We start from the raw sequence: 11,948 nt of genomic DNA, 5'->3' as shown, positions 1-11,948 counted from the left end.
TCAGGACTCCTGCGGCGTCATCGGCATCGTGGCGTCCGGCCCGCCGAACCGTGCCGAGGACACCACCTGCTGCGCCGCCCGGCGGAGGGCGAGGATGAGTGGTTCAGTGAGGACCGTCCCGAGCACGATGTACTGCACGGCGAGCTCGGGGGAGTCGGTGGGGATGCCGTCGATCTCCGCTTCGGCGATGCGACGCGCGGCCTCGACGTAGCGGTCGAGCACCTCGGGCGGCACCGTGAAGCCGGCGCGTTCCAGGGTGTCGAGCGCCTGGGCGAGGCCGGCGAGAAGACCGGGGTCGCACTGCGCCGCGACGCCGCCGAGCCGTTCGTAGAGCTCGAGAGCGTCGGTGGTGTCGAGAGGCCCCGAGGGGCGCGGGGTGACGGCGGCGTGCGCCACACCGAGGAGGTCGTACGGGCCGGGCGGCGGTGCGTCGAGGGCGGCCACGACGTTCCGGGTCTCGGCGATGCTGACGCCGGCGGTCAGGAGGGCTCTGATGACCCGGAGCCGGGACAGGTGGGCGTCGCCGTATCGTGCCTGGGTCGCCGAGGTGCGCTCGCCCTCCGGCAGGAGTCGCTCGCGCAGGTAGTACTTGATGGTCGCCACCGGCACCTCGGATGCCGCGGCGAGTTCGGAGATCCGCATCGTGTCCTTCTCGCATGGATAGTGCTACTATCCAACTTGGATAGCGTCCCTATCGAACAAGGAGCAGTGTATGTCACGCGTCGTCGCCGGCCGAATCACCCACCGTCACGAGGGGGAGCTCGTCGTCTTCCACATCGGGATGACCGTCAACCAGTGGTGGCGTCCCGACCAGTGGATGCCGATCTTCGGAGAGATGCCGCGCATGCTGCGCGAGCTGATGACCGACCCGGACTCCGGCCTGCTCGGCTCGCACATCCTGCTCGGTGCGTCCGGACCGTACCTCGTGCAGTACTGGTCGTCGATCGAGAAGCTCTACGCCTACGCGTCCGCGCCCGCCTCCGAGCATCGACCGGCCTGGTCGCGGTTCAACCGGCGTGCCCGGTCGGCACCGAAGGCGGTCGGCGTCTGGCACGAGACGTTCCTCGTCGAGCGCGCCGAGAGCATCTACGTGTCGACGCCCGCCATGGGACTGCCGGCCGCGACCGAGGCGGTCCCCATCGGCTCCCGCAACCAGCACGCGCGTCAGCGGTTCGCCGACGGCCGGACCGGTGGGACGGAGGCGGCCTGACCGACGGTGTCTCGAGCACCACCCGACGTGTGTCGAGCCCCAGCCGACGTGTGTTGGAATAGGCGGGTGGACCTCCAGAAGCAGCCGGCGCCAGCGGCGTCGCACCCGACCCGCAAGAGCTTCGGCATGGTCGCCCTCATCCTCGGCATGCTGCTCGTCGGTCCGGTCATGATCGCGATCGGAGTCGGCCTCCGGATGGCCGACGACGAGCTGCTCCAGACGGGTACGCGCACCACCGGCACGATCACCGAGGTGCAGGACGGTGTGGAGGCCTCGGACCTCGACTTCCGGGTCGAGTACCGCGCCACCGACGACAGCGTGCACACGGTCTGGGAGTCCTGGGACATCAGTGACCGGCCGTCCGTCGGCGACGAGGTCGCGATCGTGTACCGGGCCTCCGATCCGGGGACGGCGGTCGTGGAGGGCTACGGCGGCGAGGGCGAGTGGATGACCGGACTCGGAGCCGTCTTCACCGTCATCCTCGGCGGGACGGGCGTCATGATGCTGGTGATGGCCGCTCGTGGCCGGTGGGAGCGCGCACAGGCGCGCCGTGCAGCGATGCAGCCACCCGCCGGTCAGCGGTAGCGCGGCGGAACGGCGAGCGGCGCGGAGACGAGCGCAGCCCCGCGTGGGATCTCGCCCGAGTCGTGCGGTACCGGCGTCCCGAGGGCGAGGACGATCTGCAGGCCGTCGACGGGTCCGGTCGGGGCGTCCGTGTGTCGGAACGTCAGGGCCGGCGGGTCTTCGGAGACGCTGTAGCTGAGCACGATCATCGAGCTCGACCCGGACGCCCGGAGGCGCGGCCTGGAGAACCGCACCGACGACTCGTGCACGGTGAGAACCTCCTCCCGGTGCAGGATCCGACCAGGGCCGGTCGCGGCGCTCCCGCCGGCGCGCACCACGACCTGCGGGCCGGCGAACCCCACGATGGCGTGGTTGAGGTCGTCGGGGGCGGAGATGAGGCCGCTCGCGTCGCGGAGCTCGACGAGCTGCAGTCGCCAGCGGATGCGATGGTCGACGTCGGTGCTGATCCAGACGTCCCGCACGCTGCCGCGGCCCCGGTCGAGTGGTTGCCGGACGAGGTCGTCGAAGCGGATGATCCGGGACGGCCCTGGTGTCGCGGGTGGTCGTGGGACGACGTCGACGAGGACGAGATGAGCGGGAGTGGCAGCCGGTTCGGGTCCAGCTGCTGCGCGCATCTCGTCCTCGTCGGGTCGGGAGGTGGTGCAGGTCGGTCAGTGGTGCGGTCGGTCGGTCAGGCCTTGGCGTCGACGAGGATGTAGCCCTCTTCACCGTGGACCACGGTGTCGATGCCGGCGATCTCGTCCTCGTTCTTCACGCGGAAGCCGATCGTCTTCTCGATCGCGAAGCCGATGATGAAGGCGAGCACGAAGGAGTAGATCAGGACGGAGAACGCGGCGATCGCCTGGACGAGCAGCTGCGAGCCGTCGCCACCCATGAACAGGCCGGTGCCGTTGGCGAAGAAGCCCAGGTAGAGCGTGCCGATGAGGCCACCCACGAGGTGGATGCCGACGACGTCGAGCGAGTCGTCGAAGCCGAGCTTGAACTTCAGGTCGATCGCGAGTGCGCAGACCGCGCCGGCGACGATACCGAGGACGATCGCCCAGATCGGGTGCAGCGAGGCGCACGCCGGGGTGATCGCGACGAGACCGGCGACCGCACCGGATGCGGCACCGACGGAGGTCGGCTTGCCGTCCTTGACGCGCTCCACCACGAGCCAGGCGAGCAGGGCGGCGGCCGGAGCGGCGATCGTGTTGACGAAGGCGAGTGCAGCGGTGCCGTCGGCGGCCAGCTCGGAGCCGGCGTTGAAGCCGAACCAGCCGAACCAGAGGAGGCCGGCGCCGAGGAGGACGAACGGCGGGTTGTGGGGGACGTAGGCGCCCTTCTTGAACCCGACGCGACGACCGAGGACGAGCGCGAGGGCGAGCGCTGCCGCGCCGGCGTTGATGTGCACCGCGGTACCACCGGCGAAGTCGATGACGCCGACGCCGAAGACGTCCTGGAGGCCGTGCGTGATCCAGCCGCCGTAGGCGAAGCTGCCGTCATCGGCGAGGCCGAAGTTGAAGACCCAGCTGGCGACGGGGAAGTAGACGACGGTCGCCCAGATGCCGGCGAAGATCATCCAGGAGCCGAACTTCGCGCGGTCCGCGATCGCACCGGAGACGAGCGCGACGGTGATGATCGCGAAGGTCGCCTGGAACGCGACGAAGGCGAGCGGCGGGTAGGAGGCACCCTCCGGCGTCTCAAGGGCACCGGTCAGGCCGATGTTCGCGGTGTCGATCGCCCACGGTGCGACGGTGCCTTCGGAGCCGGGGAACGCGATCGCGTAGCCGTACAGCACCCAGAGGACGCCGATGAGGCCGAGTGCGCCGAAGCTCATCATCATCATGCTGATGACGCTCTTCGCCTTCACCAGGCCGCCGTAGAAGAATGCGAGCCCTGGAGTCATGAGCAGCACGAGTGCCGCAGCTATCAGGATGAACGCTGTGTTTCCTTGATCCATTCGAGGTGCCTCTCCGCAGGGACGCGGCTGGAGCGCGTCGGGTGCGCCCAGCGTGACACCACCGTGTTTCCGTCGGCGTGTGCCCATGTTTCCGGCAGGTTGCGGATCCGGACGCCGTGTAAACAGCTCATGACGGGGCGCATCGGACGTACAGTGAGGACCGAGTGGAACGGAGCCCCGATGACGACACCCAGCACCGACGCGGACACCCCGGAGGTCGTCCGCAACGACGAGAGCCACGAGTACGAGATCCGTGTGGGCGACCGCGTCGCGGGGATCGCCGGGTACCGAGACGAACCGGGCCGGATCCTCTTCACCCACACGGAGATCGATCCCGACTTCGGCGGGCAGGGGCTCGGCAGCGTCCTCGCGTCAGCGGCCCTCGACGACGCCGCCGAGCGCGGCCTGACGATCGTGCCCTACTGCCCCTTCATCCAGGCATACCTGCGGAAGCACCCGGACTTCAGCGGCGAGGTGTCCTGGCCGGAGTGACCGCTTCGCGCGAGAGGTGCGGGGCGCGGGGCAAGCGCAGGAGGACGGCTTCGCATCGGTAGTCCTGAGAGCTCGCCATGCTGCCACGGAACCAGAGCAGCGAGACGGTCGACGGATCGCCAGGTGCGACGATCGGTCTGAGGTTGTCGTGCGCCGAATGCTCCGTCACGGGCGTCCACGACCAGCTCGCCCCGGCGTCGGTGGTCCGTCCGTGGAAGATCTCGTGGTGCGGCAGGGTCGTGTCGTCGCGTGGGTCGATCGCGCTCGAGAGGTAGACGGAGTCGAGGTCGTCGGGATCGATCGCGACGAGGCCCGTGTAGTCCTGCTCGTGGGGGAGGAGCCCGGCGCCCGCGAGGGCGAGCGGATGCACCGACCAGTCGCCTCCTGGCGGGAGGCGGGCGGAGAGGAACCGGTGGTCGAGGACGGGCCGGAAGCGTTCGGTGGCCTCGTCCGGGTGGGCCGGACCGTCGTCGGCGCGGGCGGAGACGATGGCGGCGAGGGTGCCGTCGGCGGCTCGCCGGAGGTCGACCGTCCAGCCGTGGCCGAGACGCACCCCCGGCCATCGGCCGCCCTCGGGAAGGGTGGACCCGGCGGCGACGAGGCTCGTGAGGTCCACCTGTGAGGGCGCGTCACCGCTCAGCGGGTGCGGGTCGACGATGCTGCCGTCGGTGCGGTGGAGGCCGTCCGCGTCGAGGAACCCGTGGTAGACGCTGTTGTCGTAGTCGCGCGGGTGGTGGTCGGTGGTGATGAGGTCGATCCGGGTGGGTGTTGAGGTGTAGCGGGTGTAGCCGTTCACGTAGCCCACCTTCGGGCGGGTGAAGAGCTTGCCGGCGTACCGCCAGGTGTCGCCGTGGTCGTCGGAGACGAGGGCGCACTGGTCGTCGTTCACGGCGCGGGCGAAGCAGTACAGGCGGCCGTCGAGCTCGTGGAGGTTCGCGTAGGTCACGCCGGAGCCGCCGGTGTGGGGGCTCCAGTCGAAGGTCTGCTCCGGCCCCCAGTGGCGTGGGTCGTCGGGTTCGCTGATGCGCCAGCGGGTGAGGTCGTCGGTCTTGTGGCGGGTGTACATCGCGAGCCAGCGGCCGTCGGGACGGTGCCAGAGGGCGGGCACGTCATGGTCGTCGGATTCGAGTCGCTCGTGGAGGACGACGACGTCGGCTCTGCCGGTGGTGAGGTCGACGACGGTGACCTCGACGTTGCCGCCGCGGCGCTCGCCGTCGACACCGGTGGTCGAGGCGATCGATCCCACGAGGAGGAGGCCGGCGACCGGATCGACGAGTGCCCGTTCGTCCTGGAACCAGCACCAGGCGGCGTTGTCGTTGACGACGATCGGTGTGGGGTGGTCGCTGGTGGATGGACTGTCGTGTCGGCGCGGCATTGCGACCTTCCGGGTGGGGTTCCGGACGAGGCTACCGGTGTGACCGCGCACTGGGCAAGCGCTTTCCTGCAGGTGGCATGCTCAGGGAGCGAGACGTTTCAGGCGCGCTTCCGTCGGTCGCTGAGCTTGTCGAAGTGCCCACGAGGAACCTTTCGACAGGCTCAGGCTCAGGGACCGGCGGGGGTTCAGAACGGCGCGGGGTCCGGCTCGGTGCGGTGGTGTTTCCCATCGGGTGTCGTCCAGTTGAGGACACCGCCAGGCCGGTGCTCGAGGTCCCAGCCGGGAAGGTGCTTCATGCGGTGGTGATGTCGGCACAGGCAGGCGAGATTTCCGACGTCTGTCGTCCCGCCGTCCTGCCAGGCGACCGAGTGATCGAGGTCGCAGGCTCTGGCTCGCCTCCCGCAGCCGGGTGCGCGACAGGTGCCGTCCCGAAGGCGCACTGCCCGTTGAAGATCGGCTGGCACTCGGTACTGATTCCGCCCAACGGAGAGGACGGCTCCGGTTTCGGACTGGACGAGGATGCGGGTGAAGGACGGTGCGTTGACCGCGATGCGCGCTGCGGTCGCGGGGTCGATCGGCCCGTATCCGTCGAGGGTGCCGGGTGCGTCGCTCACCCCGGCCAGGCTCAGCGCCGGGACCGTGATCTGCACGGTCGGCTTGATGTGCTCCTGCACCTCGATCGGGTGCGGGAGCACCGGGTTCGAAGCGACATCGTCCGGGGTAACGCCGGTGAGGGCCAGCGCCGCGAGGGCGTCGGCCTGCAACTGCCCACAGGTGCGAGTATCGCCGGCCTTGCGTGACTCCGCAGCCGCGGCCTCGAGGCGCTCGACGATGCCCTGCGCGATGGGCGCCGTGGTGAACAGGTGCACCCAGGCCATACCGTCTGAGGCCGGCTCGAGTTCGACGCGGCGGTCCGCCTCGGAACGCAGTGCGCGCGCGGTGATGGATTCGGGGTGGAGTCGTTCGCGGAGGTCTTTCGCGCGCTTTTTGAGCCGCGCGGCGGTCAATCGCTCAGCCATCGGGAGTACCTCGGCGAGAAACGATGCGCGACCAGCGGACGGGACCTCACGCAGTTGGTCGGTGATCGTCCGCGCATGCCGCCCGGAAATCATGCCCGCTTCAAGCGCCGCCAACACTGCGGGGGCCTCGTTCACGAGCCGCTCGGCGTCGTCCGTCGCGTGCAGGACTGTCCGCTCGGCCGAGCGGGTGGCCATCGCGAGCATCGCGCACGTCGAACGCCGCGAGAGTGCACGCCGCTCTGCGGGCGGGTAGATCGCGGGGACGACGGAGTCAGCGAGAGCGTCCGCATACGCAGCGGACCGCGCGAGCAACCGCGCTTCACGCGCATCGAGCACGGCCCGCAGCCGGCCGATCTCCGCGTACTCGTCCGAGAACTCGGCGAGCTGCGCGGCGTACTCGTCGCTCGCGCTAGTCGCGGTGGTGGTCTCGGTCATGACTCCAGTCCACCATGGACCACTGACATTCCAGATGCCGAGTACGAGTGGGTGTGGAGGCATCTCCGTGAGCACTTCGACAAGCTCAGTGACCGGGTGTGGTTGATGGGTTCGCTCGGGCCGCGCGCCTGCTGTTGGGCGCGCGTCGACAGGCTCGGTGACCGGGTTGGCCCCAGTGACAGGGCGTCGCGGACCGGACACGTTCCGGTCCCTGAGCTTGTCGAAGGGTGCACCTCGACAGGCTCGGCGACCGACTCGGGCTCCGCGAACCGCGCCGGCAGGGACCAGTCCGCCCCGCTGGAATGCAACCCGTCCGGGGGTGCTTTCCGGCGCTGCCAGAATTGAGTCATCGACCGACTTCGACCGAAAGCAGCCATGAGTTCCAACCCGACACCCGAATACCCCGCAACCCCGTCGTACGCGGCCCCGAACGACGCTCCCCAGGCTCCGCGCGGCGCCACCTCGCCCGACGACCTCTCGCTTCCGCTCTACGGGGCGACGTTCACGCAGGCGGCCAAGCGCTACCTCCGGAAGTACGCGACCTTCTCCGGCCGTGCCTCGCGGAGCGAGTACTGGTGGGTCACGCTGTTCCTGTTCCTGGTCACGCTCATCCCGAACATCCTGCTGATCACGGGTGTCGCGATCGGTGCGTCGTCGGCTGCCGCACAGCGCGAGGCGATCGTGTTCGACAACAGTGCCGGCTCGAGGACCTACTACACCCAGCCCGGCATCCTCGAGATCCCGGGGGCTGCACCGCTCATCATCGTCGGTTTCGTCCTGCTGATGCTCATCGGCTTGGCGACCATCGTGCCGAGCCTCGCCCTCATCTGGCGCCGACTGCACGACGCCAACTTCCCCGGCCCGTTCTACTTCTTCTCGCTCATCCCGTCGATCGGCGGCATCATCCTGCTCGTCCTGTTCCTCCTGCCGTCGAAGGCCGAAGGCCAGCGGTTCGACAAGCTGCGCTGAGCCGCACGCTGATGACCGGGAACGGGCCGGTGTGGATGACCTCCGCACCGGCCCGTTCCGTCTCCGCCTCAGTGAGTGCGGTCGCCTCAGCGAGCGGTCGTCTCAGGACGCCGCGGCGACGTCGAGGATCCAGGTGACCCCGAACCGGTCGGTGACCATGCCGAAGCCCGGACTCCATGCGGACGCCGCGAGCTCCTCGACGACGGTGCCGCCTTCGGTGAGCTTCGCCCAGAAGGCCTGGACCTCCGCGAGGGTCTCGCCGCGCACCGAGACGAAGCACGACTGCTCCGTGACGGTCGTGCCGTGTTCGCGACGGGTCGCGCCACCGCCGATGAGCGAGCCGCCCACAGCGCCCGGGCTGTCGTAGGCCATGATCCGGAACCCGTCGGCGGACTCGAGCTGTCCGAAGACGACCAGCTCCGCCCCGGGAGCGCCCTTGGGCATACCGAAGTCCGCATAGCTCGCGATCGTGGTCTGTCCGCCGAAGACGGACGCGTAGAAGGCCAGTGCCGTGCGGGCGTCGCCGCCGAAGTTCAGGTGGGTGGTGGTCGTGATGCTCATGAGTGCTCCTCGATTCGGACCGGGCTCCTCCCGGCTGAGCACCATGATCACCGGCGTCTAGGACAGATCGTGTCCGCTATTCGGTTTACGCTCGGATCGTGTCCTCTCCGACCTCGCGTCTGCTGCAGCTGCTCTCCCTGCTCCAGGCCCGGCGGGACTGGCCGGGCGCGCTCCTCGCCGATCGACTGAGCGTCAGTCACCGCACGATCAGGCGCGACGTCGACCGCCTGCGTGAGATGGGCTACCGGATCGAGGCGACGATGGGTCCGGACGGTGGGTATCGCCTGGACGCCGGGAGTGAACTGCCGCCGCTCCTGTTCGACGACGACCAGGTGGTCGCGCTGACCGTGGCGCTCCAGACCGCTGCCGTGGCGGGTGCAGGGATCGGCGAGGCGGCACTGCGAGCCCTGACCACCGTCCGACAAGTGTTGCCCTCGCGGGTCCGTCACCGGCTCGACGCGCTCGAGGTCGCGAACGTGGCCCGCACCGGAGCCGCGCCGACGCCCACGGTCTCCTCCGAGGTGCTGCTCTCGGTCTCGGCCGCCATCCGGGACCGACACGTGCTCCGCTTCGGTCGGGCGGTCGACGGCCCGGAACCGCCGCGTCGGGTGGAACCGCATCACCTCGTGCTCTCCGACGAGCGCTGGTACCTCGTGGCCTGGGACCTCGACCGCGACGACTGGCGCATCTTCCGCGTCGATCGCATCGAGCCGCGGACGCCGACCGGACCGCGCTTCCGTCCGCGCGAGGTGCCCGGGGAAGACGTGCCGGCGTTCGTCGCCGCGCGGTTCAAGGGCTCGGAGCACGCCGACCGGTGGCCGTGCGTCGGAACCGTCCTCTTGCGCCTCCCGCTGTCCTCCGTCGAGCCCTTCGTCGGTGACGGCGCGGCCGAGGCGGCTGGCGATGACCGCACCCGATACACCGCCGGTGCCTGGTCGTGGGTCGCGCTCGCCGCCTCGCTCAACCGCTTCGACACCGAGATCGAGGTGGTCGAGCCCCCGGAACTGGCTGCGGCGTTCGCGGTGCTCGCCGAGCGCAACGCGGCGACGGCGACCCGCGGGGCGGCAACTCCCCGGTGATGACCGCGGTCAGCCGTGCAGCGCGTCGTCCGGCGGACCGAGGCGGACGGCGGTGAAGCGCACGGTGAGTCCTGCGCGGGTCGGCGCCGCACAGAACAGCCCGGCCTCGACCTCGGCGTCCGGGTCGAGGTGCGCCACCCGGACCAGGCGCCAGTCCTCCTCGTCCACCCGCGCGCGCACCGTCACCGCGTCGCCGTCCCGGCTCGCGCGGATGGTCACCGGGCGTCCGAGCCAGTCGGGGACGGGCGCGACCGACCAGTCGGAGGTGCCGTGCGTGACGACCGCGCCGAGCTGGGCGACCCCGTCAGACACCTCGACGCCGGCCTTGATCCAGTCCGTCTCGGACACCCGCAGGAACACCCCTGCCTGATCGAACTGTTCGGAGCCGTCGAGGACGAACGTCACCTCGACGGCCCCGCGGCGTGGCATCGGGGCGACCAGGGCGTGCTCCGTGTCGTGGACGAACCCGTACGAGGTGTGCCGCCAGGCGTCACTGCCCTCGACGGCGGTGACGAGGAGCGAACCGTCCGCCTCCGTCGTCACCGCCGCAGGGGCCGTCGTCCAGCGTCCGTGCTCGGTCAGGTGTTGGAGATCCATCCGTCCATCCTGACGCACGGATGAGCGCGCTCGCCTAGATCGCCGTTCCGAACTCGCGGATCGTGATCCCCGAGACGTTCAGTGGTCCACCGTCGGCGTAGAACGAGATCCCCGTGTCTCCCTCGGCGAAGTGGACCTGCTGCGACACGACCGTGTGCCCGGCGTTGACGAAGACCTCGACGCTCTGCGTGTCGACGAAGACCCGCAGGTGGACGGAGCGCGCAGCCGCGTCGATCGGCGCTGCGGCCCGCGTGTACGGCTGCAGCGAGAAGCCGGCCTGGTCGGACGGCGCCCGATCGACGTAGAGCTCGGCCCCGGCCTTACCGATGTTGGTGTGCCGGGAGCCGTCCGCCGAGCGCCCGACGGAGAGCCCGACGTTGCTCGCGGTGTCCCACGTGAGGTCGAGCTCGATCTCATAGGCCCGGCCGCTCCAGGGCAGGACGGCGCTCCCGGTGACCGTCTGGTCGGGGAGGGTGAGCGTCGCGGTCGCATACCCGGCGAGGGCGTCGACGGGCGAGCTGAGCAGGCTGTACCGACCACCCGACTGCGCCTCGAGTCGCAGTTCCCGGACGACGGAGTTCTGGCCGTTGTACCCGTCCGAGGCGTCGGTGGGGACGTCGCGGTTCGCGTACTTCCAGTTGTTCATCCAGGCGATCGCCAGCCGGCGGTCATCGGGCGACTCCGCCTTCGGCCAGGTGACGGCGGCATACCAGTCCCATCCCCAGTCGAGCCACTGCGGGGTGAGGTCGTCGGCCGTGAACCGCGTCCCGTCCCAGGTGCCCGTCCAGTAGGCGTAGGTCATGGGCAGGCCGATCGAGTAGGCGTCCATACTGGCGCCCAACACCCAGTGCCAGCTGCCGTCGCCCGCTCGCATCTGGAACAGGTCGGGGCATTCGATGCCGCCGAGGTCGTGGTTCGGATAGTCGAAGTTGTGCTGCAACTGCCACGTCGTGAGGTTCGTCGAGGTGTAGAAGGCTGCGTACCGTGCACGGCCGATGACGCACACCCACTCGCTCCGCGCCGCGTCCCAGTGCACCTTCGGGTCCCGGAACCACTCGGCGTTATCGATCTCCGCCGCGGTCTGGGCCGTCCGTCCGTCGGTGTTCACGATCACCGGATCCGGGCGCATCGTGAAGGTGAAGCCGCCATCGGTGGACCAGTAGAGGTACTGCTCCTGGTACTTCCGGACTCCGTCCGTGGGCTGCGTGGCGAGGGCGATGACCGCCCCGGCACCGTAGCCCGCCGTGTTCGCGGTGTCGACGACGGCGGATCCCGACCACACCGGGAAGTCCGGTTGGAGGGGCATGACCGTCCCGTGGTGGGTGAAAGCGACGCCGTCGGTCGTCGTCGCGTGATCCCAACCGCCCGGACCGTTGTTCTGGCCGGAGTGGAGGTAGTACAGCTGGTACGCGCCGTTCGTGAACACCGGTCGTTGCGGGTCGCAGAGCCACCCCGACGGCGGCGTCATGTGGAACACCGAGCGGAGCGAGGCCTGTGCCTGCGCGGCGGTCGTCGCTTGAGCGGCCTGGGCCGTGAGCGGAGCCCCGGTGCTCGCGAACAGTGCGAGCGCCCCGAGGCCTGCGCCCTGGAGGATGGTCCGTCTGGAGAGGTCGTGCGTCATTGCGGTTCCTTTCGTCGGTGCTACGGGCGCGCCGAAAGCACCCGTGGCGGGATGGTGCTGGATCGT

The 11,948-nt window shown here is 69.7% G+C and carries 13 protein-coding genes; 5 read left to right on the top strand and 8 right to left on the bottom strand.

All coding sequences use genetic code 11. The features are described 5' to 3' along the window. Positions 1 to 642, bottom strand: coding sequence for a MerR family transcriptional regulator (locus QRN26_RS14580; protein ID WP_285037328.1), 642 nt, complete (start codon positions 640 to 642; stop codon positions 1 to 3). Between the two features lie 70 nt (positions 643 to 712). Here QRN26_RS14580 and QRN26_RS14575 point away from each other — a divergent pair, with 70 nt between their 5' ends. Further along, positions 713 to 1,210: a DUF4188 domain-containing protein gene (locus QRN26_RS14575; protein WP_056013154.1), complete on the top strand. Its 498-nt coding sequence runs from the start codon at positions 713 to 715 to the stop codon at positions 1,208 to 1,210. A 66-nt stretch (positions 1,211 to 1,276) separates the two neighbouring features. Further along, positions 1,277 to 1,795, top strand: coding sequence for a DUF3592 domain-containing protein (locus QRN26_RS14570; RefSeq protein ID WP_285037327.1), 519 nt, complete (start codon positions 1,277 to 1,279; stop codon positions 1,793 to 1,795). Here the strand turns inward: QRN26_RS14570 and QRN26_RS14565 are convergent. Both QRN26_RS14565 and QRN26_RS14560 read right to left on the bottom strand, forming a co-directional pair. Next, on the bottom strand, positions 1,786 to 2,409 hold the full coding sequence (locus tag QRN26_RS14565; protein WP_285037326.1) for a hypothetical protein: 624 nt from the start codon (positions 2,407 to 2,409) through the stop codon (positions 1,786 to 1,788). The genes QRN26_RS14570 and QRN26_RS14565 overlap by 10 nt on opposite strands. A 56-nt stretch (positions 2,410 to 2,465) precedes the next feature. Next, the gene (locus tag QRN26_RS14560; RefSeq protein WP_056013145.1) at positions 2,466 to 3,734 is read right to left on the bottom strand and encodes an ammonium transporter; all 1,269 of its coding nucleotides are present in this window, start codon (positions 3,732 to 3,734) and stop codon (positions 2,466 to 2,468) included. A gap of 180 nt (positions 3,735 to 3,914) precedes the next feature. Here QRN26_RS14560 and QRN26_RS14555 point away from each other — a divergent pair, with 180 nt between their 5' ends. Beyond that, complete coding sequence (locus QRN26_RS14555; RefSeq protein ID WP_056013142.1) at positions 3,915 to 4,226, top strand: GNAT family N-acetyltransferase; 312 nt, start codon at positions 3,915 to 3,917, stop codon at positions 4,224 to 4,226. On the opposite strand, the gene QRN26_RS14550 is transcribed toward QRN26_RS14555, so the two are convergent. Beyond that, positions 4,198 to 5,601, bottom strand: coding sequence for a BNR-4 repeat-containing protein (locus QRN26_RS14550; RefSeq protein WP_285037325.1), 1,404 nt, complete (start codon positions 5,599 to 5,601; stop codon positions 4,198 to 4,200). The two genes, QRN26_RS14555 and QRN26_RS14550, sit on opposite strands and share 29 nt — an antisense overlap. A gap of 185 nt (positions 5,602 to 5,786) precedes the next feature. Further along, positions 5,787 to 7,055 (bottom strand): HNH endonuclease signature motif containing protein, encoded by a 1,269-nt coding sequence (locus tag QRN26_RS14545; protein WP_285037324.1) that lies wholly within the window; start codon positions 7,053 to 7,055, stop codon positions 5,787 to 5,789. A gap of 375 nt (positions 7,056 to 7,430) precedes the next feature. Between QRN26_RS14545 and QRN26_RS14540 the strand changes: the two genes are divergently transcribed. Then, entirely contained in the window at positions 7,431 to 8,024 is a 594-nt protein-coding gene (locus QRN26_RS14540; protein WP_285037323.1) for a DUF805 domain-containing protein, read from the top strand. A 102-nt stretch (positions 8,025 to 8,126) separates the two neighbouring features. Here QRN26_RS14540 and QRN26_RS14535 read toward each other — a convergent pair whose 3' ends face one another. Further along, positions 8,127 to 8,585, bottom strand: coding sequence for a VOC family protein (locus tag QRN26_RS14535; RefSeq protein WP_285037322.1), 459 nt, complete (start codon positions 8,583 to 8,585; stop codon positions 8,127 to 8,129). Positions 8,586 to 8,683: 98 nt separating this feature from the next. Here QRN26_RS14535 and QRN26_RS14530 point away from each other — a divergent pair, with 98 nt between their 5' ends. Further along, the gene (locus QRN26_RS14530) at positions 8,684 to 9,664 is read left to right on the top strand and encodes a helix-turn-helix transcriptional regulator (protein ID WP_285037321.1); all 981 of its coding nucleotides are present in this window, start codon (positions 8,684 to 8,686) and stop codon (positions 9,662 to 9,664) included. A gap of 9 nt (positions 9,665 to 9,673) precedes the next feature. On the opposite strand, the gene QRN26_RS14525 is transcribed toward QRN26_RS14530, so the two are convergent. Then, positions 9,674 to 10,261 (bottom strand): DUF1349 domain-containing protein, encoded by a 588-nt coding sequence (locus QRN26_RS14525; protein ID WP_285037320.1) that lies wholly within the window; start codon positions 10,259 to 10,261, stop codon positions 9,674 to 9,676. 34 nt (positions 10,262 to 10,295) lie between these two features. Next, a complete protein-coding gene (locus QRN26_RS14520; protein ID WP_285037319.1) occupies positions 10,296 to 11,882 on the bottom strand; it encodes a glycoside hydrolase family 32 protein in 1,587 nt (528 codons plus the stop codon). Positions 11,883 to 11,948 lie beyond the last annotated feature (66 nt).

The sequence above is a fragment of the Plantibacter sp. ME-Dv--P-095 genome, from assembly GCF_030209365.1.
In the GTDB taxonomy this organism is placed as follows: Bacteria; Actinomycetota; Actinomycetes; order Actinomycetales; family Microbacteriaceae; genus Plantibacter.
This window is presented reverse-complemented; position numbering and strand designations above follow the sequence as displayed.